The 21,455-nt window shown below is 71.7% G+C and carries 24 protein-coding genes; 6 read left to right on the top strand and 18 right to left on the bottom strand.

What is annotated here, in order from left to right:
* From ABZW11_RS37950 to ABZW11_RS37935, 4 genes are all read right to left on the bottom strand, one after another.
* The coding region (locus ABZW11_RS37950; protein ID WP_355428424.1) for an AAA family ATPase at window positions 1-1,512 on the bottom strand (1,512 nt) is incomplete at its 3' end.
* Between the two features lie 169 nt (window positions 1,513-1,681).
* Complete coding sequence (locus tag ABZW11_RS37945; protein WP_090938435.1) at window positions 1,682-1,876, bottom strand: hypothetical protein; 195 nt, start codon at window positions 1,874-1,876, stop codon at window positions 1,682-1,684.
* A gap of 190 nt (window positions 1,877-2,066) precedes the next feature.
* Window positions 2,067-2,354 (bottom strand): acylphosphatase, encoded by a 288-nt coding sequence (locus ABZW11_RS37940; protein ID WP_355428421.1) that lies wholly within the window; start codon window positions 2,352-2,354, stop codon window positions 2,067-2,069.
* 27 nt (window positions 2,355-2,381) lie between these two features.
* Window positions 2,382-3,284 carry a LysR family transcriptional regulator gene (locus ABZW11_RS37935; protein WP_355428418.1) on the bottom strand — a complete coding sequence of 301 codons (903 nt, stop codon included), beginning with the start codon at window positions 3,282-3,284 and terminating at the stop codon, window positions 2,382-2,384.
* Window positions 3,285-3,378: 94 nt separating this feature from the next.
* Here ABZW11_RS37935 and ABZW11_RS37930 point away from each other — a divergent pair, with 94 nt between their 5' ends.
* A complete protein-coding gene (locus tag ABZW11_RS37930; RefSeq protein ID WP_355428415.1) occupies window positions 3,379-4,554 on the top strand; it encodes an MFS transporter in 1,176 nt (391 codons plus the stop codon).
* Here the strand turns inward: ABZW11_RS37930 and mutM are convergent.
* The 8 genes from mutM to ABZW11_RS37890 form a co-directional block, all read right to left on the bottom strand.
* The gene (gene mutM, locus ABZW11_RS37925) at window positions 4,502-5,347 is read right to left on the bottom strand and encodes a bifunctional DNA-formamidopyrimidine glycosylase/DNA-(apurinic or apyrimidinic site) lyase (RefSeq protein WP_355428412.1); all 846 of its coding nucleotides are present in this window, start codon (window positions 5,345-5,347) and stop codon (window positions 4,502-4,504) included. The two genes, ABZW11_RS37930 and mutM, sit on opposite strands and share 53 nt — an antisense overlap.
* A gap of 254 nt (window positions 5,348-5,601) precedes the next feature.
* Window positions 5,602-6,315: a ribonuclease III gene (gene rnc / locus ABZW11_RS37920; protein WP_355428427.1), complete on the bottom strand. Its 714-nt coding sequence runs from the start codon at window positions 6,313-6,315 to the stop codon at window positions 5,602-5,604.
* 222 nt (window positions 6,316-6,537) lie between these two features.
* On the bottom strand, window positions 6,538-6,717 hold the full coding sequence (rpmF, locus tag ABZW11_RS37915; RefSeq protein WP_082535183.1) for a 50S ribosomal protein L32: 180 nt from the start codon (window positions 6,715-6,717) through the stop codon (window positions 6,538-6,540).
* Window position 6,718: 1 nt separating this feature from the next.
* Window positions 6,719-7,270: a YceD family protein gene (locus ABZW11_RS37910; protein WP_355428408.1), complete on the bottom strand. Its 552-nt coding sequence runs from the start codon at window positions 7,268-7,270 to the stop codon at window positions 6,719-6,721.
* Window positions 7,271-7,342: 72 nt separating this feature from the next.
* Window positions 7,343-7,819 (bottom strand): pantetheine-phosphate adenylyltransferase, encoded by a 477-nt coding sequence (coaD, locus tag ABZW11_RS37905; RefSeq protein ID WP_355428405.1) that lies wholly within the window; start codon window positions 7,817-7,819, stop codon window positions 7,343-7,345.
* A 14-nt stretch (window positions 7,820-7,833) separates the two neighbouring features.
* Window positions 7,834-8,400: a 16S rRNA (guanine(966)-N(2))-methyltransferase RsmD gene (gene rsmD, locus ABZW11_RS37900; RefSeq protein ID WP_355428403.1), complete on the bottom strand. Its 567-nt coding sequence runs from the start codon at window positions 8,398-8,400 to the stop codon at window positions 7,834-7,836.
* A gap of 453 nt (window positions 8,401-8,853) precedes the next feature.
* Window positions 8,854-11,025: an ATP-dependent DNA helicase RecG gene (recG, locus tag ABZW11_RS37895; RefSeq protein WP_355428400.1), complete on the bottom strand. Its 2,172-nt coding sequence runs from the start codon at window positions 11,023-11,025 to the stop codon at window positions 8,854-8,856.
* A gap of 96 nt (window positions 11,026-11,121) precedes the next feature.
* Entirely contained in the window at window positions 11,122-12,663 is a 1,542-nt protein-coding gene (locus ABZW11_RS37890; RefSeq protein ID WP_355428397.1) for a DAK2 domain-containing protein, read from the bottom strand.
* A 328-nt stretch (window positions 12,664-12,991) separates the two neighbouring features.
* Between ABZW11_RS37890 and rpmB the strand changes: the two genes are divergently transcribed.
* The gene (rpmB, locus tag ABZW11_RS37885; protein ID WP_043618345.1) at window positions 12,992-13,177 is read left to right on the top strand and encodes a 50S ribosomal protein L28; all 186 of its coding nucleotides are present in this window, start codon (window positions 12,992-12,994) and stop codon (window positions 13,175-13,177) included.
* Window positions 13,178-13,489: 312 nt separating this feature from the next.
* Here the strand turns inward: rpmB and ABZW11_RS37880 are convergent, their stop codons facing one another.
* Both ABZW11_RS37880 and ABZW11_RS37875 read right to left on the bottom strand, forming a co-directional pair.
* On the bottom strand, window positions 13,490-15,199 hold the full coding sequence (locus ABZW11_RS37880) for a hypothetical protein (protein WP_355428395.1): 1,710 nt from the start codon (window positions 15,197-15,199) through the stop codon (window positions 13,490-13,492).
* 267 nt (window positions 15,200-15,466) lie between these two features.
* On the bottom strand, window positions 15,467-16,444 hold the full coding sequence (locus ABZW11_RS37875; protein ID WP_355428392.1) for a thiamine-phosphate kinase: 978 nt from the start codon (window positions 16,442-16,444) through the stop codon (window positions 15,467-15,469).
* Between the two features lie 47 nt (window positions 16,445-16,491).
* On the opposite strand from ABZW11_RS37875, the gene ABZW11_RS37870 reads away from it, so the two are divergent.
* Window positions 16,492-16,725: an Lrp/AsnC ligand binding domain-containing protein gene (locus ABZW11_RS37870; protein ID WP_345389169.1), complete on the top strand. Its 234-nt coding sequence runs from the start codon at window positions 16,492-16,494 to the stop codon at window positions 16,723-16,725.
* Between the two features lie 8 nt (window positions 16,726-16,733).
* Window positions 16,734-17,165 carry a DUF3515 family protein gene (locus tag ABZW11_RS37865; RefSeq protein WP_355428389.1) on the top strand — a complete coding sequence of 144 codons (432 nt, stop codon included), beginning with the start codon at window positions 16,734-16,736 and terminating at the stop codon, window positions 17,163-17,165.
* On the opposite strand, the gene ABZW11_RS37860 is transcribed toward ABZW11_RS37865, so the two are convergent.
* The 3 genes from ABZW11_RS37860 to ABZW11_RS37850 form a co-directional block, all read right to left on the bottom strand.
* On the bottom strand, window positions 17,166-18,260 hold the full coding sequence (locus tag ABZW11_RS37860) for a D-alanine--D-alanine ligase family protein (RefSeq protein ID WP_355428386.1): 1,095 nt from the start codon (window positions 18,258-18,260) through the stop codon (window positions 17,166-17,168).
* A gap of 64 nt (window positions 18,261-18,324) precedes the next feature.
* Window positions 18,325-19,335 (bottom strand): NAD(P)H-dependent glycerol-3-phosphate dehydrogenase, encoded by a 1,011-nt coding sequence (locus tag ABZW11_RS37855; protein WP_355428383.1) that lies wholly within the window; start codon window positions 19,333-19,335, stop codon window positions 18,325-18,327.
* Window positions 19,336-19,339: 4 nt separating this feature from the next.
* Window positions 19,340-19,942 (bottom strand): lysophospholipid acyltransferase family protein, encoded by a 603-nt coding sequence (locus ABZW11_RS37850; protein ID WP_355428380.1) that lies wholly within the window; start codon window positions 19,940-19,942, stop codon window positions 19,340-19,342.
* A 187-nt stretch (window positions 19,943-20,129) separates the two neighbouring features.
* On the opposite strand from ABZW11_RS37850, the gene cofC reads away from it, so the two are divergent.
* Both cofC and ABZW11_RS37840 read left to right on the top strand, forming a co-directional pair.
* On the top strand, window positions 20,130-20,774 hold the full coding sequence (gene cofC, locus ABZW11_RS37845) for a 2-phospho-L-lactate guanylyltransferase (RefSeq protein WP_355428378.1): 645 nt from the start codon (window positions 20,130-20,132) through the stop codon (window positions 20,772-20,774).
* Window positions 20,775-20,791: 17 nt separating this feature from the next.
* The gene (locus ABZW11_RS37840) at window positions 20,792-21,007 is read left to right on the top strand and encodes a hypothetical protein (RefSeq protein ID WP_355428375.1); all 216 of its coding nucleotides are present in this window, start codon (window positions 20,792-20,794) and stop codon (window positions 21,005-21,007) included.
* Window positions 21,008-21,064: 57 nt separating this feature from the next.
* Here ABZW11_RS37840 and ABZW11_RS37835 read toward each other — a convergent pair whose 3' ends face one another.
* Window positions 21,065-21,364: an HU family DNA-binding protein gene (locus ABZW11_RS37835; RefSeq protein ID WP_355428372.1), complete on the bottom strand. Its 300-nt coding sequence runs from the start codon at window positions 21,362-21,364 to the stop codon at window positions 21,065-21,067.
* Window positions 21,365-21,455 lie beyond the last annotated feature (91 nt).

The following is a 21,455-nucleotide window of genomic DNA, read 5'->3' as shown; positions in this document are numbered from 1 at the left end:
CGCGCCGTTCCTGAAGGTGAACGGGTTCGACGAGTGGAAGACCAAGGTCGCCACGCCGGTGCTGCAGGAGTACTTCGCCAACAAGATCTCCCTCGCGTCGGCCGCCGCGCGGGCCTCGTCGGCCACCGCCTTGGCCTCCTCGACGGCGGCCTGCGCCCCGGCCAGCTCGTCGGCCAGCCCGGGATCGACGGCAGGCTCCTCCAGCCGCTGCGCCTCCAGATCCTCCCTGGCGCGGCGCTCACGCTCGGCGGCGTCGGCCACGGCCTGGCGCAGGCGGCCGATCTCCTCCTCTGCCGCCCGCGCGCGGCTGCGTACGGAGTCGGCCTGGCCGCGCAGCTTGGCCAGGCCCTCGCGGCGGTCGGCGGCGGCCCTGGCGGCCAGCGCGAGCCGCTGCTCCTCGGCGCCCAGCTCGGCCTCGGCCGCGGCCCGCCGCTGGACGGCGTCGTCGAGCAGCTCCTGGGCCTGCTCCAGCTCGGCCCGCAGCAGCTGCTCGCGCTCGCGCACCTCTGCGGCCTCGCGCTCCAGATCTTCGGGGTCGCGCCCGCGCCGCTCGATGGCGGCGGCGTCGAGTGCGTGGCGGTGGCGCTCGGCGGCCAGCTGCTCGAGGCCGGTGGTGCGCTCGCGCAGCGAGGAGAGCCTGAAGAAGGTCTCCTGGGCGGCGGCCAGCCGCGGCTGGGTCTCGGCCTCGGCCGCCTCCAGCGCCGCCTCGCGCTGCTGCGCCTCGGCCAGCTCGGTCTCGACCTGCTGCCGCCTGGCCATGATCGCGGCCTCGTCGGCGGCCTCGCGCTCAAGAGTGGCGCGCAGGATGCAGACGTCGTCGGCCAGCAGCCTGAGCCTGGCGTCGCGCAGGTCGGCCTGGATGACGGCGGCCTTGCGGGCGATCTCGGCCTGCCGGCCCAGGGGCTTGAGCTGGCGGCGCAGCTCGGTGGCGAGGTCCTGGACGCGCGTCAGGTTGGCCTGCATCGCGTCGAGCTTGCGCAGCGCCTTCTCTTTGCGCTTGCGGTGCTTGAGCACCCCCGCGGCCTCTTCGATGAACGCCCGGCGATCTTCGGGGCCCGCGTGCAGCACGGCGTCGAGCTGGCCCTGGCCGACGATGACGTGCATCTCGCGGCCGATGCCGGAGTCGGACAGCAGCTCCTGGATGTCGAGCAGGCGGCAGGTGTCGCCGTTGATGGCGTATTCGCTCTGCCCCGACCTGAACATCAGCCGGCTGATCGTGACCTCGGTGTAGTCGATCGGCAGGGCGCCGTCGCTGTTGTCGATGGTCAGCGTGACCTCGGCGCGGCCGAGCGGCGGCCGGTTGGCCGTGCCGGCGAAGATGACGTCCTCCATCTTGCCGCCGCGCAGCGACTTGGCGCTGTGCTCGCCCATGACCCAGGCCAGGGCGTCGACGACGTTGGACTTGCCCGAGCCGTTGGGGCCGACCACGCAGGTGATGCCGGGCTCGAAGCGCAGGGCGGTCGCCGAGGCGAAGGACTTGAAGCCGCGCAGGGTGAGGGTCTTCAGGTACACGAGCGCGACCCCCTCTCCCCGGAACGGACTCGGAAAAGCCTACTGGTCCCGGCCGTCGCGGGTGGGCATCTACCGCAGGGACCGCACTTGACCTCGCAGCCGTGGGTTCAGGGCAAATAACAAGGGACGCCTCTTCGAGACGTCCCTGGGTCTTGCGCTCCGATCACTCTCAGGTGAGTGCCGGCTCGCGCTCCTGCATGCGGCTGAGTGCCTCGTCGCGGGTTTGCGCCGCAAGAGCGTCATTCGTGGCCTGAAGTCGGATGAGTTCTGCCTCCAGATCCCGGATACGCTGCTGCAGGCGGCGCATCTCCGAGACCATCCGAGGGTCAGGACCGCCGACGTGGCCGAGTAGAGCCTTCGCCATGGTAAAGGGTCCTCCACGCTGAGTGACCAGACTGGTTCGCGCACTTCTATTCCGCGGGAGGGGTGCGCGTGGTACCTAACAAGAGTCGCACCGGCAGTGTGGGCGGTCAAGTCGATCGAACCGCTGAGCCCTACTGATGGGCACTCCCGACATACAACTATACCCTATTTGGGCGGTTTAGCGAAACGAGCTACCTTTCCACAAACCCCCCCAAACTACCTCGGGGTTCGCTCCAGCGTTCCACTACTCCATCCACTCTGCCCGGCGTGTCGCAACCTCTGAGCAGCTCCAGGAGCTTGACGCACGCCTCGCGCGGCCCCTCCGCGACCACCTCCACGCGGCCGTCGTCGGTGTTGCGCGCCCACCCGGTCAGACCGAGCTCCAGCGCCCGCGAACGGGTCCACCAGCGAAAGCCCACACCCTGCACCCGGCCGCGCACCCAGGCGGTCAGCCGGGCATCGGCACCGCTGTCAGGCATCCGCACTCCTCCATGCCGTGTGTCGCCTCAGGCCACCAGGGCGGGCGCCGCGTTCGCGTGGGCGACCGCGGCCTCGTTGAACGCCCTGACGGCGGCCGTCTCGCCCGCCTTCGGCCAGGCCAGGCCGAAGATCGAGGCGGACAGCCCGGTGACCGGCACGAAAGCGACGTCGGGCCTGGCGTGCTGGGCCGCCGTGGGCGTGCAGAAGAGCATGCCGCCCCGGTCGAGTGCCACCTGGGTCAGGCCCTCCTGCGTGGTCGCCACCTTACCGGCCGGCGCGATCGTCCGGCCTGACGGGGTGCTCGAAGGCGCGATGCGCTCGTGCCAGGCGCGCGGTGCCGGGCCGTCGAGCCCGATCAGCGGCACCGAGGCCAGCTCCTCCGCCTCGATGACCGTCCTGCTCGCCATCGGGTGGCGTACGGACAGGCCCAGCCGGTAGGAGACCCGGTTGAGCGGCTCGCCGGTGGCCAGGTCGGGCTCGTCCACGGGCAGCAGCGTGAACGCGACGTCCACCTCGCCGGCCCGCAGCCTGCCGAAGGGGTCGGACAGCGGGATCTCGATCAGCTCGACCTCGCTGCCCGGGTTGCGCCGCTCGAACGCGCGCACGCTGCCCGTCACCACGTCGGTCGGCGTGGCCAGGAACCCCACCCTGAGCACTCCCGTCACTCCCCTGGCCGCCGCCCTGGCCCGCTGCACGGCCTGGGAGAGACCGTCGTAGGAGGGCCGCAGGTCGGCCAGGAACCGCTCGCCGAGCGGCGTCAGGCGGACGCGCCTGCTGGTCCGCTCGAACAGCCGGCCGCCGATCCTGCTCTCCAGCGAGCGCACGAGCTGGCTCACCCGGCCCGGCGACAGGTAGAGCCGCTCGGCCGTACGCGCGAAGTGCATCTCCTCGCTGAGGACGACGAAGCACTCCAGCTCCCTGAACTCCATCGGCGCCTCCACACCCGGATCGCTTAGCCTGCCTAAACCAAGCCTTCGGGCTTCGTCATTGTTCCCGCTCCCGGGCCGCACGAGGCTGAGCGGCATGACGATGACCGATGTTCCGAGCGCCGTACGCGCGCGCTGGCTCGCCGTGACCTCGGTCGCGGTGGGCACCTTCACCGTGGTGACCAGCGAGATGCTGCCCGTCGGGCTGCTCACCTCCATCGCCGCCGACCTCGGGGTCTCGGCGGGCACGGCGGGCCTGGCGATGACGGCTCCCGGGCTGGTGGCCGCCGTCGCCGCGCCCGCGCTGGCGTTCACCACGCGCCGCATGGACCGGCGGCTGCTCCTCATGGGGCTGATGGCGCTGCTCGGGGTGGCGAACCTGGTGGCCGCCGCCGCGCCCGACAACGCCGTCATGCTGGCCGCCAGGGTGCTCACGGGGGTGAGCATCGGCGGGTTCTGGGCGTTCGCCGCCGCTCTGGGGTCGCGGCTGGTGCCGGAACGCTCCGTGGGACGGGCCACCTCGATCATCCTGGGCGGGGTGTCGGTGGCGTCGGTGCTGGGAGTTCCCGCGGCGACGTTCGTGTCGTCGTTCGCGGGGTGGCGCAGCGCCTTCGTCGCCGCGGGCGTGCTGGCGCTCGCGTTGCTCGCGGTCCTGGCCGCGACGCTGCCGCCGTTGCGTCCCCCGGCCGGGGAATCGGAGCCCGCGACGCGAGGGAAGCGCTTCTCGTGGCTCTCAGGGCCGCTCATCCTCGTCCTGGTGCTCACCGCCCTGACCATCTCGGGGCACTTCGCGGCCTACACCTATGTACGCCCGTTCCTGGAGCAGGTCTCAGGCGCCGGCCCCGCCCTCGTCGGCACCGCGCTCCTCCTGTACGGCGCCGCCGGCGTGGCGGGCAACTTCGCCGCGGGCGCCCGCGCGGCCAGGAACCCCAAGTCCACCTTCATCGTGCTGGTCGTCCTGATGGCCGTGGCCATGCCGGCGCTCCTGCTGACCGGCGTGCCGCCGCTGGCCGCACTGGTCGTCTGGGGGCTCGGCTACGGCGGTCTCGGCGTCGCCCTGCAGCTCTGGCTCATGCGCGAGGGCGGCGGCGAGCTCGGCACGGCACTCTACGTCAGCTCGTTCAACGTCTCCATCGCCCTCGGCGCCCTGGCCGGCGGCCGGATCACGGACGCGGCGTCGGTGCCCGCCGTGATGGGGGCGGGCGCCACGCTCACCGTGGTCAGCGTGGTCGTCGCTGGCATCTGGGGCAGGAATAGGACGACCGGTTCATGAACGCCTCACGCCTGATGACCGTGCCGCAGCGGGAGCAGGGCAGGTCGCGGCGGCCGTACACCTCGAGCGAGCGCTCGAAGTAGCCGCTCTCGCCGTTGACGTTGACGTACAGGCTGTCGAACGAGGTGCCGCCCTGCTCCAGCGCCGCGCCCATCACGGTGCGTACGGCGGACACCAGCTCGGCGATCTTGGGCCGGGTGAGCGTCTGGGTGGGCCTGGCCCAGTGCAGCCTCGCGATCCACAGGGCCTCGTCGGCGTAGATGTTGCCGACGCCGCTGATCAGCGACTGGTCGAGCAGGGCCCGCTTGATCTCGGTGCGCCTGGCCCGCAGCCTGCGTGCGAACTCGGCCTCGTCGAACGCCGGCTCGAACGGGTCGGGGGCGATGTGCGCGATCGGCGCGGGCACCCCGTCCACCAGCGGCGTCAGCATCACGTGGCCGAACGTGCGCTGGTCGACGAAGCGCAGGTCGGGACCGCCGTCCTCGAAGCGCAGGCGGACCCGCAGGTGCTTCTCAGGCGGCGACTCCGGATCGACGACGAGGAGCTGGCCGCTCATCCCCAGGTGGGCGAGCAGCGCCTCCTCGGCTCCCGACAGCGGCAGCCACAGGTATTTGCCGCGGCGCTCGGCCGACAGCAGCGTACGGCCCTTGAGCCGGGCGGCGAACTCGTCGGCGCCCGGCACGTGCCGCCTGATCGCGCGCGGATGCAGCACCTCTGCGGCGGCGATCTCGCGCCCGGTCACCCATTGCGCGAGGCCGCGCCTGACGACCTCGACCTCCGGCAGCTCAGGCACCTCGAACCTCGTCCTTCGACATCGGGGGGAACGTAAGTCTCACCCTCCGGACAACATCGGACGCCTCCCCGGCCCTTCCCGGCGCCCTGCTCCCGGCCACCCGCATCAAGCACACCATCGTCCGGCATACCGGCTCTCCGCCGGAAGCCCTCCAGCCCCAGAGCCCCCGACCGAAATCCTGCCAGTGACCCGAATCCGATGTTCCGGCCACGCGGAGACCACCGCCCACGGCGGCCGAAACCCCGAAGCGTGGGTCAGCCGGTGGGCTGGCTTTCGCGTTGTTCGCGGCGGGCGCGGATGCGGGTCCAGGCCGCCTCGGCGGCCTGCTGCTCGGCTTCCTTCTTGCTGCGGCCGGTGCCCGAGCCGTAGGACTCGCCCCCGACCCGCACCATGGCCGTGAACGACTTGGCGTGGTCGGGCCCGCTCTCCTCGACGTGGTATTCGGGCACGCCGAGCGCCTCGGAGGCGGTCAGCTCCTGCAGGGAGGTCTTCCAGTCGAGCCCGGCGCCGAGCGAGGCAGAGCGCACGATCAGCGGGTCGAACAGCAGGTGCACGACCCGGAACGCCTCGTCAAGGCCCTTGTCGACGTAGATGGCGCCAATGAGCGCCTCAAGGGTGTCGGCCAGGATCGACGACTTGTCGCGCCCGCCGGTGCCCTCCTCGCCCCTGCCGAGCCGCAGGAACCGGCCGAGGCCGAGCCCTCTCGCGACGTCGGCCAGCGCGCGCATGTTGACCACCGCGGCCCTCAGCTTGGCCAGCTGGCCCTCGGGCAGATCGGGGTGGTTGCGGTAGAGCGTGTCGGTGACGACCAGGCCCAGCACGGAGTCGCCCAGGAACTCCAGGCGCTCGTTGGTGGGCAGCCCACCGTTCTCGTACGCGTAGGAGCGGTGCGTCAGCGCCCGCTCGAGAATGCCGCTGCCCAGCGCGACGGAAAGGACCCGCTCCAGCTCGTCTCTGGCGACCTCCACGGCCACCGGCTTAGGACCTGCGCCCACGTGCTTCCTCCTCGGACATCTTCACATGGCGCGCCGACTGCGGAAGATGCCCGAAAACGTGGTGGGCGTCGGGGTAACGCGTTAGCCCCGGCGTCCACCACGGCCGCGGGCGAACCGCCGCCGCACGCATCTGAGACGGTAACGCCGACCGAGGCACAATGGCACTCGGTCGGCATCACGTCAACTGCTGGCGGATCAGGCGGACGGCTCGACGACCTGACGGCGGTTGTAGGTGCCGCAGGTGGGGCACGCGATGTGCGGCTGCTTCGGCGAACGGCACTGCGGGCAGCTCACCAGGGCGACAGCAGTCGTCTTCCACTGGGAGCGACGGGCGCGGGTGTTGCTCCGCGACATCTTTCGCTTCGGGACGGCCACGTCACTTCTCCTGATCGTTATCTTTGTCGGTAATCAGACCCTGCAACGACGCCCAGCGGGCGTCGATCTTCTCGTGCCCGTGGTCATCGCCGGCCTCGGCCAGCTTGACCCCGCACTCCGCACAGAGCCCTGGGCAGTCCTCACGGCACACCGGGCTCAGCGGCAGTGCGAGCACCACCGCGTCGCGGAACGTCGGCTCGAGGTCGAGCAGCTCACCGTCGAGCAGTGAGTCCTCCTCCGAGGCGTCCTCGTCGGAGTAGAAGAACAGCTCCTGCAGATCGACCTGGATCTCCGAGGAGACCGGGTCGAGACACCGCGCGCACTCCCCGGCGAGCGGGGCCTGCGCCGTGCCTGACACGAGCACGCCTTCCATCACTGCCTCGAGCCGGAGATCCAGCTCGACTTCGGCGTCCTTGGGAACGCCGATCATGTCGACGCCGAGATCCACCGGTGCCGGGAGGACCAGGGTCATCTGCCGCATCGTGCCCGGCCGCTTCCCCAGGTCATGTGTGGAGATCACCCACGGGGAGCGGGGGTCGAGGTGCTGAGTCATCCTGCTCTCGCTAGGCATGGCGAAAAGCATCGCCGTCGTACAAGGCCGAAAAGTAAGGATAGCAGCTTGCGACTAGCCTCTGAGCCGCTCGATGAGCAGCTGGTGGACCAGGTCGGGCACGAGACCCGAGACGTCACCACCATACCGGGCGATCTCCTTCACCCGGGACGATGACAGGAACGAGTACTCGGGATTGGTGGGCATGAACAGCGTCTCGACCCCGGACATCCGGTAGTTGAGCTGAGCCATCTGCAGCTCGTAGTCGAAGTCGCTGACCACCCTGATGCCCTTGACGATGGCGGGGATGTCGTTCTGCTTGCAGAAGTCGACGAGCAGGCCGTGGAACTTGCGCACCTTGACGTTCGGATATTCCTTGGTCACGGTCTGCAGGATCTCGATGCGTTCGTCGACCGTGAACAGGCTGGATTTCTCGACGTTGATGAGGACTGCCACGGTCACCTCGTCGTACAACCGCGCGGAGCGGCCGATGATGTCGAGGTGGCCATTGGTGATGGGGTCGAACGACCCCGGGCAGACTACGCGGCGCAAGACGCCTCCCAGGTCTACGGGTTCCCGGCGGCGCGACCGTACCAAACGGACGCTTCGCCATATCTACGGACCCTCTCCTCAACGTACCCCTTTGGCCACATCAGCGGCCCTCCCCGGCTTTCTCTCTCGAAAGCCACCAGTCCCTCTTCGACCAGCCAGCCGTTGTGCCGCAGCAGCTCAAGCACCGTCCGCACCTCGTCGTCCGGCACCGCGTAGGGGGGATCGGCGAAGACGATGTCGTACGGCGTGTCGGCTTGCCTGCCAAGCACCCGCTGCACCTTGTCGGCCACCACCCGCGCCCCGGCGAGTCCGAGCGAGGCGACGTTGGCCTTGATCGTGCGCACCGCCTTGGGGTCGGACTCCACCAGCACCGCCTCGGCCGCGCCCCGCGACAGCGCCTCCAGCCCGACCGCGCCGGAGCCGGCGTAGAGGTCGAGGACGCGGGCGTCGCGCAGGCCGTAGAGGGAGTCGAGCGTCAAGAGGATGCCTTCTCTGGCCCTGTCGCTGGTCGGCCGCGTGCCGCGCCCCGGCGGCACCGCCAGCCGCCGCCCACCCGCCGTGCCTGCGATGATCCGCGTCATGTCACCCATTGTCCCGCATGTTCACGCAGGTCAAGAGTGGACAAGTGTCGGCCTCGACTGCGCAAGGGTGATTCACATCGGGCCGGGCGGCCCGCATGATGATTCTGCGGCCTTCAAGGTGACCCACATGAAGGCCGACCGGCGTGATCGTGAGCCCTTCCGCACGCCGGTTCCCTCGGCACCTGACCCGAGGGTGGGCCCAGCCGGGGACGGCATTCGGGGGGAGGCCGTCCCCGGCGGCTGGGCCTGAAATCGCCTCACGAACACCCGGCCACCGACCCCCCGTGCACCCCCACCACTCCGGCCGTCTCCACGCCCCCACCGCCCAGCCTCCGCGACCGCCGGCTGCCAGGCCCTCCACACGCGCCTACCGGCCGACCGGCCTTCACGGCCCCCGCCCACGGGCAGGCCCACAACGCGCGCCCTCCGCAGTCAGACGGGTTCATCGGGCCGTCAGGTCTTCTCCAGGTATTCGGCCTTCTCGTCGGCCAGCAGCCGGTCTATCTCCGCGCGCAGGCCGGCGTGCCTGGTCAGGTCGGGGTCGTCGGCCAGCAGGGCGGCGGCCTCGTCGCGGGCGGTGGCGATGACGTCCTCGTCGCGGAGCAGCTGCAGCAGCTTCAGCGACGTCCGCTTGCCCGACTGCGCCGCGCCCAGCACGTCGCCCTCACGCCGCTGCTCCAGGTCGACCCGCGACAGCTCGAACCCGTCGAGCGTGGCCGCCACCGCGTCGAGGCGGGCGCGGGCCGGTGTGCCCTCGGGGAAGTCGGTGACCAGCAGGCAGAGCCCGGGCAGCCCGCCCCGGCCGACCCGGCCCCTGAGCTGGTGGAGCTGGGAGACGCCGAAGCGGTCGGCGTCCATGATGATCATGACGGACGAGTTGGGCACGTCGACGCCGACCTCGATGACCGTCGTCGCCACCAGCACGTCGAGCTCGCCCCGCGTGAAGGCGCGCATGATCGCGTCCTTCTCCTCCGGCGGGAGCTTGCCGTGCAGCGTGCCCACCCGCAGGTCGTGGAAGGGCCCCTCGGTGAGCATCTCGGCCACGTCGAGGACCGCGAGCGGCGGCCGCCGCTCGTCGTCGGACGCCGCCATGTCGCCCTCGTCGCCCTCGAGGTCGCCGATGCGCGGGCACACGATGTACGCCTGCCGCCCCAGCGTCACCTCCTCCTTGACCCGCTGCCAGGTGCGCTCGAGGTAGTGGGGCTTCTCGGCGGCCGGCACGACGTGGGTGGTGATCGGCGCGCGGCCGGACGGGAGCTGCGACAGCGTCGAGACCTCGAGGTCGCCGAAGACGGTCATGGCGACCGTACGCGGGATCGGGGTGGCGGTCATGACCAGCACGTGCGGCCTGGCGTCACCCGCCTTCTCGCGCAGCGCGTCACGCTGCTCCACCCCGAACCGATGCTGCTCGTCCACCACGACCAGCCCCAGGTCGGCGAACTGCACGTGCTCCTGCAGCAGCGCGTGGGTGCCGACGACGATGCCGGCCGTGCCCGAGGCCGCGTCGAGCAGCGCGGAGCGCCGCGCGGCGGCCCCCATCGAGCCGGTCAGCAGCGTGACCGCGGTGCCGCCGAACATGCCGCCCTGCGCCAGGTCGCCCAGCATCGTGGTGATCGAACGATGGTGCTGCTGGGCCAGCACCTCGGTGGGCGCCAGCAGCGCCGCCTGCCCGCCGGCGTCGACCACCTGCAGCATCGCCCGCAGCGCCACCACCGTCTTGCCCGCGCCAACCTCGCCCTGCAGCAGCCGGTGCATCGGGTGCGCGGTCGCCAGGTCGGCGGCGATCTCCTCGCCCACCTGGGCCTGCCCCTCGGTCAGCGCGAACGGCAGCCGCCCGTCGAAGTCGGCGAGCATGCCGTCGGAGCGCCGGGGCCGCGGCCTGGCCGGCCACGCGGTCGCCGCCTGGCGCCGCTGGAGCAGCACGGCCTGCAGCACGAACGCCTCATCGAACTTCAGCCTGTTACGCGCCCGCCCGACCTCCGCGAAGTCCTTCGGCCGGTGGATCGCCACCAGCGCGTCGCCGAGGTCCTGCAGGCCGTGGCGGGAGCGCAGCGCGGCGGGCAGCGGGTCGTCGAGCGGGCCCAGCGTGTCGAGCACGACGCCGACCGCCCGCCTGATCGCCCACGGCGTGAGGTCCTTGCCCGCCGGATAGATCGGCACCGGCGCCGCCGCGAACTCCTCGGCGCTCGCCTCGCCCTCCTCGAACAGCTCGAACTCCGGGTGCGCGAGCTGCCAGCGCGGCTTCGACCGCGCGCCGAACAGCCCCACCTTGCCGGCGAACATGCCGCGCCTGCCCGGCTTGAGCCGCGACTCGGCCACGTGGGAGCCCTTGCCGAAGAACGACAGATAGATCCTGTTGCCGTTGCCGTCGACGACCTCGACCTCCAGCCAGGTGCCGCCGCGGTTGCGCATCGGCTTGCGCATGAGCCTGGTCACCTCGCCCACCACGGTGACGTGCTCGTCGACCTCAAGCGCGTCGAGCGAGGTCAGCTCGCCGCGCTCGGCGTAGCGTCGCGGATAGTGGCGCAGCAGGTCGCCGACCGTCTCCAGGCCGAGCACGCTGTGCAGCAGCTTGGCGGTCTTCGGGTCGAGCGCCTTCGTCAGAGGCTCGTCGAAACGGCTCACGGCAATAAGTTCTACCGCCTGCGGCCGACAGGAATCCCCAGCGACGCCGGGGATCACTCCCGCCGTCGTGGCGGGGGGCCGTGCGAGGGCCCGCGATCACTCCACGCCGATGAGGAGCGGGTAGCCGCCCTGCTCGCCGTCGTACACGACGAGGTCCACGTCGGGCCGCGTACCCGCGACGTGCCGCTCGACCTCGGACGCCGCCTCCCCCGCGCCCTCGCCGGTGACCAGCGTGACCAGCTCGCCGCCGCCCGCCAGCATGCGGTCCACCACCGTGGCGGCCACGCCGGCGACCGATCGGCCGATCACGGCCACGTCCCCGCCGATCAGGCCCAGGACGTCGCCCGGCCGGCACATCCCGGCGCTCGTGAACGCCTCCTTGTCCGCCACCGTCACGTGCCCGCAGCGGGTGTGCCCTGCGGCGTCGGTCATCGCCACCACGTCGTCGTCGAAGCGCCGCAGCGGATCGTGCACGGCCAGCGCGGCCAGCCCCTGCACGGTCGCCTCCGTGGGCAGCACGCTGACCGTCACGCCCTCCTCGCGGGCGATCTCGGCGGCAGCGGCGGCGACCGCGCGTACGCCGTCGTCGTTCGGCAGCACGGCGACCTTGTCACCGGCCCGCCTGATCGCGGCCAGCAGCGCGGGCAGGGTGGGACGGGTGCCCGGCGCGCGGCGTACGACGATCGCGCCGCACTCCTCGAACAGCGCCGCGATGCCGTCGCCCGCCGCGACCGCCACCACGCCGCTGCCACTGCCGCCTTTATGGGTGCGTTCGGCCAGGTACGTGATCCTGATCCGGTACGGCCGCCCCGCCCTGATCCCCGCCTCCACCGCGGGACCGGCCTCGGGGACGTGGACGTGCACGTTCCACAGCCCGTCGCCGCCCACCACGACCAGCGAGTCGCCCATGGCGTCGAGCTCTTCGCGCAGCGCGGCCACCGCCCGGTCGCCGGCGTCCAGCAGGTACATCACCTCATAGCCCGCCCCCGCCTCCGTCATCGGCGTCACCCGGGAGGTCGGCGCGGGCACCTCGTAGTGCTCGGCCGCGCCGCCCGTGACCACCGTGGCCAGCGTCTCCAGCACGATCGCCGCCCCCGCGCCGCCCGCGTCCACCACGCCGCTGCGTGCCAGCACGTCGAGCTGCTCAGGCGTACGGCCGAGCGCCGCCCGCGCCTCACCCGCCGCCTGCCGCGCCACCTCGGGCAGGTCGCCCTCCACCTCCTGGACGGCCCGCGCCGCCGACTCCAGCACGCTGAGCACCGTGCCCTCGACCGGCCTGGCCACCGCCTCCCTGGCGAGCACCGCCGCTCTGAGCAGCCCCGCCCGCAGGTCGGAGCCGTCCTTCAGCACCTCGGCGAGGCCGCGCAGCGCCTGGCTGACGATCACCCCCGAGTTGCCGCGCGCCCCCATCAGCGCGCCGTAGGAGAGGGTCTGCCAGACCACGGCGGCGTCCACGTCCTCGGGCAGCGACTCGACGGCCTCGGCCGCCGACAGCATGGTGAGGTGCAGGTTGGTGCCGGTGTCGCCGTCGGCCACCGGGAACACGTTGAGCGCGTCGATCTCGGTACTGGCCTGGCCCAGCGCGTCGGCGGCCAGGCGGGCCCAGCGGCGTACGGCGGGCGGGTCGAGGATCTTCATCTGGTGCCTCCGGCTACGTCCCCCGACCTACTGCCCTGACAGCCCGGCCCCGATGACCGACGCCGATGACCGGCGCCGATGACCGACGCCGATGACCGACGCCGATGGTCCGGCACTGATGGTCCGGCACCGGCCGAGCGAACCGCCTGGATGCGCTACGGTTGTGCGAGGAGAATATCGCCGCCCGGGATCCGGCCCAGATGCTCTGGTTCGCGCCCATCGGCGTGGATCGGATATTCTCTTCTGGCTGGCCGGTCGTCCCGGCATGCCCTCCGCCCGGAAAGCATCAGCGGACAGGGCTACATCGACTGTTTTAAGGAGCGATACCGTGGCTTCCGTCTGCGATGTCTGCCGCAAGGGCCCGACCTTCGGCAACAACGTTTCCCACTCTCACCGCCGCACCCGCCGTCGCTGGAACCCCAACATCCAGACGGTCCGCGCGGTCGTCGGCGGCACGCCGAAGAAGCTGAACGTGTGCACCTCGTGCATCAAGGCGGGCAAGGTCACCCGCTAGTTCATCTTTCGAAGGGCCCGCCTCCCGCTCAGGGAGCCGCGGGCCTTCGCCATGTCCGGCCCCCTTTTTCACGAGGTGCCGCCGGAAGGGCCCTCAGCGCCGCCTCCAGAAACTGGAGGCGGCGTCGTCGGTTCCAGGAGCCGTCGTCGCCCGCACGCGCCGAGGAGAACGCCACTCAGGGACGCGCGGACGGGTCCTGCCCCGCGGAGAGGCCGTCACCGCACAGCGATGGAGCCGCCGACCCACCAGGTGGTGAGATCGGCGGCTCCAGGAGGCCGGTGCCCGCCCGGAGGGCGGGCGGCTGGGCAGGGGTCAGCTGATGGCGCACTGGCCGGCGACCACGCCGCAGTTCCTGGCCTTGCTGCCGCGGCCGGTGGCGGTGAAGGAGACCTCGATCGAGTCGCCGGAGGCGAGCGTCGTGGAGACGTCGAGGATAAGCAGGTCGCCGTCCTGCGTCCACCTGGCGCCCTCCACCTTCACGACCTTGCCGTCCACCGGGACGGAGACCGTCGGGCTCCTGAGGGGCTGCACGGAGTCGTTGGAAAGGGTCAGGTTCGCCTGGTACGTGGTCAGCCGCTGCTTGATCGTCTGCCGGACGTTGAGCGCGCCGGTGTTCGTCAGCGGCGAGTCGATCCCCGAGTCGTTCGCCGGCGGGGTGGACTCGTCGGGGACGACCCCGGTGCCGGTGTCGGCGTCGTCCAGCGTGGACGGCTGCTCGCTCGGCGCCTCGGAGACGGTCTCCTCGGCCTCGGCCGACCGGTCGGCGGCCGGCTCGTCCACCGGCTTCTCCTGCTTCTTCACCCTCGTCTTGGTGGGCGTCGGCGTGGGAGTGGCGGTGCGGCGCGGCGCTCCCGCGTTGTAGGTGGCCGTCGGCGTCGGCCTGCTCGACGGCTCCTCGTCGGCCGCCGTCTCCTCCTCCACCGGCTCGTCCTCGGGCTCGGGCTCGCTCCCCTCGTCCACGGGTCCCGACCCGGCGGGCGCCGGCTCTTGGCTCGGAGCCTGTACGGCGGCGCAGGACGTACCCTCGCACTTGACCGGGTCGTCGCCGGAGCTCATGAACTTGACGCCCGCCACCGTGCCGCCGAGCACGACGGCCACGGCCGCCACCGACAGCAGCGCCACGCGGCCCTTGCCGGCGCCGGACGGAGCCGCGGCGAGCACGTCGTCGTCACCGCCGCCACCGCCACCGCCACCGCCACCGCGGCCCTTGCGGCGCCCGCGGCGGGCGCGCGGCTCGTCGGCGTCGTCCGGCCAGCCTGAGCCGTCGTCGGGGCCGAGGAAGCCGGTTTCGGCGTTCGCCCACGCGGGGGCCAGCATGGCGGTCGGCTCGCCGGCCACCTTGACGTCGCCCGGCTCGGGCGGGACGCCGGGGCCGGCGGGCGGGTCGAACCGCGCGGTACGGCTGTCGGGCGCGTCGTCGAAGGGCGCAGAGCCGAAGGGGTCGTGGGGATCAGCCGGCCCGTCGAAGGGACCGCGCTGATCGTTGAACGGCCCGAGCTGGTCCCCGTGCCCGTCGAACGGGCCACGCTGCTCGGGCCCGTTGAAAGGCCCCTGAGGGCCCGCGGGATCGTCGAACCGATCCCGCTCATCCTCGAACTGCATCCGCCGGCCGTCGAAGGGCTCACGATGATCGTCGAAGGCGCCCGGCCGGTCGTCGAAGGAGCCCCGCCGGCCCCCCGGTGGGTCGAAGAGCCCGCGCTGCTCAGCGGGCGGATCGAACAGCGCGTCACCCTGCCCGGGGAACTGCTGCGCGCCCCCGGGGCCGCCGAAGACGGCCGTCTGGTCGGGGGGCTGGTTCCACTCCTGCGGACGGGCGAACGCCCCCGTCGTCTCGAACGGCCCTGCGTCATCCGTGCCCGGGTCCATGCCCGGGGCCATGCCCGGGTCCATCCTGGGGTCACGCCCAGGCTGCTGCGGGTAGGCGCCCGCCGGGTCGTTCGTGGGCACGGCGAAGGCCCCGGTGGTCTCGAACGGCTCCGACTGCGGCGCGCGCGGAGGCGGCCCGTCGGCGCGCCTCGGCATCGGGGCCCACTGCCCCGTCACCTCGGGCTGGTCCGGGAGCGACGGCCAGCCCGGCGGCTCGGCCTGCTCGTCAGGACCCCAAAAAGCGCTGTGCCCCCGTTCGTCCCCGTCTTCGGATCCACCTGTGCCGTGGCGGCCCATGGCTGCCCTTTCTTCCCGGTTACAGTGGCCGCCAATCTTCATAACACCTTTGCTACGCCGTTGTCACAGCAATCCCGCTAGTCATACCCCAAAACAGGAAAATTTCACGTAAATCGGGACATCTCATCACCGAAAGTGATCCCACCCGCGATGCCCGATCTCCCGCCCGCGCACCACCACGCCGGAACCCTCGGCGACCCGGCCCACGACCTGCCACGACTCCGGCAACGACACCTCGGAAGGGAACACCGCCGCCAGCGCGTGATCCTCGCCACCCGACAGCACCCACTCCAGCGGATCGGCCCCCAGCTCCTTGGCCGCCGCCGCCACCGGCTCAGCCGTGGTGAACACGGTGAAGGCCGCGGGATCGAGCTCGATCCGTACGCCACTGGCCCTGGCGACGTGCCCCAGATCCTGCAGCAGCCCGTCGCTGACGTCCAGCATGGCGCTCGCGCCCAGTTCGGCCGCCTCGACCCCGCTCGCGTACGGCGGGCACGGCCGCCGATGCCCCGCCACGGCCGCCCGCAACCCGGGCGTGTCCACGCAGACGCCCGCCTCCAGCAGCGCCCACCCGGCGGCGGCGCGGCCGAGCCGCCCGGCCACCGCCACCACGTGCCCCGGCCTGGCCCCCGACCGCAGGACGGGAGCGCGCCCGCCGAGGTCGCCCAGCGCGGTCACGCCGAGGACGACCAGGTCGCAGCGGGTCACGTCGCCGCCCGCCACGCTCGCCCCCACGACCCCGCACTCGTCGGCGAACCCGGCGGTCAGCTCGTCGAGCCAGCTCACCGGCAGGTCGGCGGGCAGGCCCAGGCCGACCACGAGCGAGGTGGGACGGGCGCCCATGGCGGCCACGTCGGCGAGGTTCTGGGCGGCGGCCTTGCGGCCCACGTCGTAGCCGCGCGACCAGTCGCGCCTGAAGTGGCGGCCTTCGATCAGCAGGTCCGTCGAGACCGCGACACGCCCGTCGGGGGCGCCGATGACGGCGGCGTCGTCACCCGGGCCGAGCATCACCGCGTCACCCTGGGGCAGTTGTGCGGTAATGCGATTTACCACACCGAATTCGCCGAGATCTCCGACTGTGATGACGCACCTCCTGACGCACACAGGGTACGGTGGCCCTTCGGCGTGATCCAATCGCCCGGGAGGACGTGATGGTGCAGGCCTACATCCTTATCCAGACCGAAGTCGGCAAGGCCGCCGCCGTGGCTCGCGAGATCTCCGGGATCCCGGGGGTCACCCGGGCCGAGGACGTGACGGGCCCCTACGACGTGATCGTGCGCGCGGAGGCCAACAACGTCGATGAGCTGGGCAAGCTCGTCGTCGCCCAGATTCAGGCGGTGGAGGGCATCACGCGTACGCTGACGTGTCCGATCGTCCATATCTGAGGTCCCTCATGCGTGTCGCCGCCGTCCTGCTCGTTCTCCTGACACTCGCCGGCTGCGGCGGCGCCGTTCAGGTCGAGCCGCCGCGTCCTGCGGGCGAGGCGGCGGCGGCCTGCGACCGGCTGGCCCCGCTGCTGCCCAAGACGCTCGACGGCGAGGAGCGCGGCACGTCCGAGCCCGCGTCCCCCTACGTCGCCGTCTGGGGCTCGGGCGTCATCGCGCTGCGCTGCGGCGTGCCGCGGCCGGTCAGGATGGCGCCGACCGACCAGCTGCAGGAGATCGAGGGCGTGGGCTGGTTCGCCGACCCGGAGAAGCCGGCGTTGTTCACCGCCGTGACCGACACCGCGTACGTCGAGGTCACGGTCGGCGGCGAGCACGTGGCGGCCGAGCTGCTCGCCGACCTGTCGGGGCCGATCGCCCAGGCCACCACGCCCCGGGCCTGATCAGCGCAGTCCTGGCCTGCGCCGCAGGGCGAGCTGGATGAGCCGCTCGACCAGCTCCGGGTAGGACAGCCCAGAGGCGGCCCAGAGCTGCGGCGCCACCGACAGCGAGGTGAACCCTGGCATGGTGTTGATCTCGTTGAAGATCAGCTTGCCGTCGGGGGTGTAGAAGAAGTCGACCCTGGCGAGCCCCTCGCAGTCGAGCGCCTCGAACGCCCGCACCGCCATCTCCCGGAGCTCCTCGGCCGTCTCCTGCGGGATGTCGGCGGGCACCGCGAGCGACATCTGGTCGGGGTAGTACTTCGCCGCGAAGTCGAAGAACTCCTGCCCGCCCTCGACCTTCACCTCACCCGGCATCGACGCGGCGGCCCGCTCGTCGCCGGGCGACTGCAGCACCGCGCACTCGATCTCGCGGCCGACGATGGCCGCCTCGACGAGGACCTTGGGGTCGTGTTCCCTGGCCAGCTCGATGGCCGCGGCCAGCTCCGCGCGGTCGCCCGCCTTGGAGATGCCCTGGGACGAGCCCGCCCTCGCCGGCTTGACGAAGACCGGGTAGCCGAGCTCCTCGGCCTCCTTGAGCACGGTCTCGCGGTCGAGCCGCCAGTCGCGCTCGCGGACGACGACGTAGCGGCCGATCGGCAGCCCGGCCGCGGCCATGACGGTCTTCATGTGGGCCTTGTCCATGCCGACCGCGCTGGCCAGCACGCCGGAGCCGACGTAGCGGACGCCGGCCATCTCCAGCAGGCCCTGGATGGTGCCGTCCTCGGCGAACGGGCCGTGCATCACGGGGAAGACCACGTCGACGGTGCCGAGCTCGACGGGGATCGCGCCGGGGTCGTACGCCACGAGGCCACCGCTCCCTGAGGGGAGCGCGAGCGCCGCGCCCGAGGTGTCGACGACCGGCAGCTCGCCGGACTCGATGGCGAACCGCTGGTCGGAAGCGGCCAGCACCCATCTGCCGTCCTGGGCGATCCCGATCGGGATCACCTCGTACTTGGTCCTGTCGATCGCCTCCAGCACGCTGCCCGCCCCCATCAGGGAGACGGCGTGCTCGGAATTGCGACCTCCGAAAACGACGGCGATGCGTGGCTTGCTCATGGTGTCCGAATCTACCGGGGTGTCCCTGTCACAGCGAGCCGAGCACGCCGTATTCAGGTCATTCTCACAGCCCGTACCGTTCAGGTTTCGGCGAGCGGGACATCAGCAGCATTCCGGCCTCGGCCGGCGACATGCCGTCGTGCACGACGCCGACGACGACCTCGGTGATCGGCATCTCCACGTCGTGCTTCCTCGCCAGCTCCAGCACCGACTCGCACGACTTGACGCCCTCGGCGGTCTGCTTGGTGGCGGCGACGACCTCATCCAGCGTCATGCCGCGGCCGAGGTTCTCGCCGAACGTGCGGTTGCGCGACAGCGGCGAGGTGCAGGTGGCGACCAGGTCGCCCATGCCGGCGAGCCCGGCGAAGGTGTGCGGGTCGGCGCCGAGCGCGGCCCCGAGCCGGGAGATCTCGGCCAGGCCGCGCGTGATGAGCATGGCGCTGACGTTGTCGCCCATGCCCATGCCGGCGGAGACGCCGACGGCGAGGGCGATGACGTTCTTGACCGCCCCGCCCAGCTCGACACCGACGACGTCGGGGTTGGTGTAGGGGCGGAACCACGGCGGCAGGTGGCAGATCGCCTGCAGGCGCTCGGCCACGCTCTCGTCGGTGCAGGCCACGACGGTCGCGGCGGGCTGGCGGTGGGCGATCTCCATGGCCAGGTTGGGCCCGGAGACGACGGCCACCCGCTCGTCGGGCACCTCGGCGACCTCGCGGATCACCTCGCTCATCCGCTTGGTGGTGCCCAGCTCGATGCCCTTCATCAGGCTCACCAGCACGGCGTGCGGCGGAATGTACGGCTTCCAGGCCGCCAGGTTGGCCCGCAGCCGCTGGGACGGCACCGCGAGCACCACGAAGTCGGCCCCGGCGAGCGCCCGCTCGGGGTCGGTGGTGGCCCGCAGCGAGGGCGGGAGCGGCACGCCCGGCAGGTAGTCGGGGTTGACGTGGTCGCGGTCGATCACGTCGACCAGCTCCTGCCTGCGGCCCCAGAGCGTGACCTCGTTGCCCGCCTCGGCGAGGAGCATCGCGAACGTGGTGCCCCACGATCCCGTGCCGAACACGGCTGCCTTCGTCATGCGCTCACCGCCTGGTCGGATCGTAGGGGGTCTCCGGTGCCTTCTCGCCGCGCAGCTCGGCGAGCTGGGCGGTGACCGCGGCCATGATGTCGGCCGTGGCCTCGCGCAGCACGTCGGCGTGCGCCGGCCGGCCCGCGTACTTCGACAGGTCGACCGGCGGGCCCACCGTCACGCGGAACGTCTTGCGGGGGAACAGCCTGGGCTTCTTCGCGCCGTACGGCAGCAGCTCGTGCGCCCCCCAGTGGGCCACCGGGATCACCGGGGCGCCGCTCTCCAGAGCCAGCCGGGCCGCGCCCGTCTTGCCGGTCATCGGCCACAGGCCGGGATCGCGGGTGCAGGTGCCCTCGGGGTAGAACAGGATCGCGCAACCGTCGGCCAGCCGCTCCTCCGAGATGCGCAGCGACCTCGCGGCCTCGCTGCTGCCCCGCTCGACCGGGATGGCGCGCAGCGCGGCGACGGCGTGGCCCAGGAACGGCACCTTGAACAATCCCGACTTGGCCAGGATGACCGGCCAGCGGCCGTGGTTGTAGAGGAAGTGCGACAGCAGCACCGGGTCGGCCCACGACAGGTGGTTGGCCGCGATGATCACGCCGCCCGTCCTCGGCATGCGATCGCCGTTACGCCAGTCTTTCTTGACCAAAAGCCAGGACAGCGGTTTCACCACGACGACTGCCAGGGTTTCCCAGAAACGCGATGGTCTCGTGGGGCGGCTCATGGTCTCCTCCAAGACGTACGGGATGCGCCCCAAGTCTCCCGGTTGGCGGCGTGGGATGTCGAGGCGCGATGCTTACCCTATGAGCATCCGCTGGTCCCTGGTCATTCCGGTGAAGACGCTGGTCGCGGCGAAGACCCGGCTGGCCGCCGCGACGGGGCCGCACCGCACGCGGCTGGCCGTGGCCGTGGCCTGCGACACCGTGGCCGCCGCGCTGTCCTGCCCGCCCGTCGCCCGGGTCATCGTGGTGACGGCCGATCCCGCCGCCGCGGGGCCGCTCGCCGCGCTGGGCGCCGACGTGGTGCACGACCCCGATCGGGGGCTGAACACGGCGCTGCGTACGGGCGCCGCCCACGCCGTACGCGTCGCGCCCGATGACGCGGTGGGCGCCCTCCAGGCCGACCTGCCCGCGCTGCGGCCCGCCGAGCTGGCGGTGGCGCTGGAGGCGGCGGCCGAGTTCGACCAGGCGTTCGTGCCCGACGCGCTCGACGTCGGCACCACCTTCTACGGGGTGCGCCCAGGCCGGCCCTTCACGCCGCGGTTCGGCGGCGAGTCGCGGGCCAAGCACCTGGCCGGCGGCGCCAAGGAGCTGTGCGTGCCCGGCATCGACTCGGTAAGGCGCGACGTGGACACCCCCGACGACCTGCGTGCGGCGATCGCGCTCGGGCTGGGCGGGCACACGGCCGCGGTGGTGGCCGAGCTGTGGCCGGTTGATCGGGAAGGGTGAGCGCTTAAGCTGGTGGCGTGCAGGCGACCGTACGCAGTTTCGACGAGGCCACCCGTTCCGGCACGGTCTTCCTCGACGACGGTGCCGTGCTCCCCTTCGGCACCGCCGCCTTCGACGCGGGCCCGCTGCGGCTGCTCCGCTCCGGTCAGCGGGTCAATCTCGGCATGAGCGGCGGCGAGATCGGCTACATCACGCTGTCCACCTTCCCGGTGCCCGACGCCTACAAGCCCTGATCCCGACACGCGGACGCCCGGGCCGAGATGGCCCGGGCGTTCGGCGGTCCGCTGTGTTTACTTCTTCTTGCCGATTTTCTTGCCGCCCTCGTTCACCAGTTCTTTGAAATCAGAACCGGGACGGAACTTGGGCGCCCAGCTCTCGGCCACGTTGATTTCCGCGCCGGTGGACGGATTGCGCGCCGTGCGGGCGGGCTTGTTCACCATCTCGAACGCGCCGAAGCCCGTGATCGAGACCTTGTCGCCGCCGGCCACGGCCTTCTGGATGGCGTCGATGACCGCGTTGACGGCCTCCGTGGCCGTCTTCCTGTCGCCCACCCGATCCGCGATGGCCTCGACGAGTTCTCGCTTGTTCATGAAAGTCCTGCTCCCCCAGTTACGGCTCGGGGTTCCAGCTCACGAGTTCGACGTAGAAACCCCTTACGGGCTCTGAAAGTAGGCGGGATCG

This window comes from Nonomuraea sp. NPDC004580 (assembly GCF_040609855.1).
Lineage (GTDB): Bacteria > Actinomycetota > Actinomycetes > Streptosporangiales > Streptosporangiaceae > Nonomuraea > Nonomuraea salmonea.
Note: the sequence above shows the minus strand (reverse complement) of the source record. Positions and strands in the feature narration are given on the sequence as shown.

Bases quoted from the DNA above. Each gene is read 5' to 3' on its own strand.
- ABZW11_RS37945 (WP_090938435.1), bottom strand. From the start codon at position 1,876: ATGGCGAAGGCTCTACTCGGCCACGTCGGCGGTCCTGACCCTCGGATG.
- ABZW11_RS37940 (WP_355428421.1), bottom strand. From the start codon at position 2,354: ATGCCTGACAGCGGTGCCGATGCCCGGCTGACCGCCTGGGTGCGCGGC.
- ABZW11_RS37935 (WP_355428418.1), bottom strand. From the start codon at position 3,284: ATGGAGTTCAGGGAGCTGGAGTGCTTCGTCGTCCTCAGCGAGGAGATG.
- ABZW11_RS37930 (WP_355428415.1), top strand. From the start codon at position 3,379: ATGACGATGACCGATGTTCCGAGCGCCGTACGCGCGCGCTGGCTCGCC.
- ABZW11_RS37910 (WP_355428408.1), bottom strand. From the start codon at position 7,270: ATGACTCAGCACCTCGACCCCCGCTCCCCGTGGGTGATCTCCACACAT.
- rsmD (WP_355428403.1), bottom strand. From the start codon at position 8,400: ATGACGCGGATCATCGCAGGCACGGCGGGTGGGCGGCGGCTGGCGGTG.
- ABZW11_RS37890 (WP_355428397.1), bottom strand. From the start codon at position 12,663: ATGAAGATCCTCGACCCGCCCGCCGTACGCCGCTGGGCCCGCCTGGCC.
- ABZW11_RS37880 (WP_355428395.1), bottom strand. From the start codon at position 15,199: ATGCCGAGGCGCGCCGACGGGCCGCCTCCGCGCGCGCCGCAGTCGGAG.
- ABZW11_RS37870 (WP_345389169.1), top strand. From the start codon at position 16,492: ATGGTGCAGGCCTACATCCTTATCCAGACCGAAGTCGGCAAGGCCGCC.
- ABZW11_RS37865 (WP_355428389.1), top strand. From the start codon at position 16,734: ATGCGTGTCGCCGCCGTCCTGCTCGTTCTCCTGACACTCGCCGGCTGC.
- ABZW11_RS37860 (WP_355428386.1), bottom strand. From the start codon at position 18,260: ATGAGCAAGCCACGCATCGCCGTCGTTTTCGGAGGTCGCAATTCCGAG.
- ABZW11_RS37855 (WP_355428383.1), bottom strand. From the start codon at position 19,335: ATGACGAAGGCAGCCGTGTTCGGCACGGGATCGTGGGGCACCACGTTC.
- ABZW11_RS37850 (WP_355428380.1), bottom strand. From the start codon at position 19,942: ATGCCGAGGACGGGCGGCGTGATCATCGCGGCCAACCACCTGTCGTGG.
- cofC (WP_355428378.1), top strand. From the start codon at position 20,130: ATGAGCATCCGCTGGTCCCTGGTCATTCCGGTGAAGACGCTGGTCGCG.
- ABZW11_RS37835 (WP_355428372.1), bottom strand. From the start codon at position 21,364: ATGAACAAGCGAGAACTCGTCGAGGCCATCGCGGATCGGGTGGGCGAC.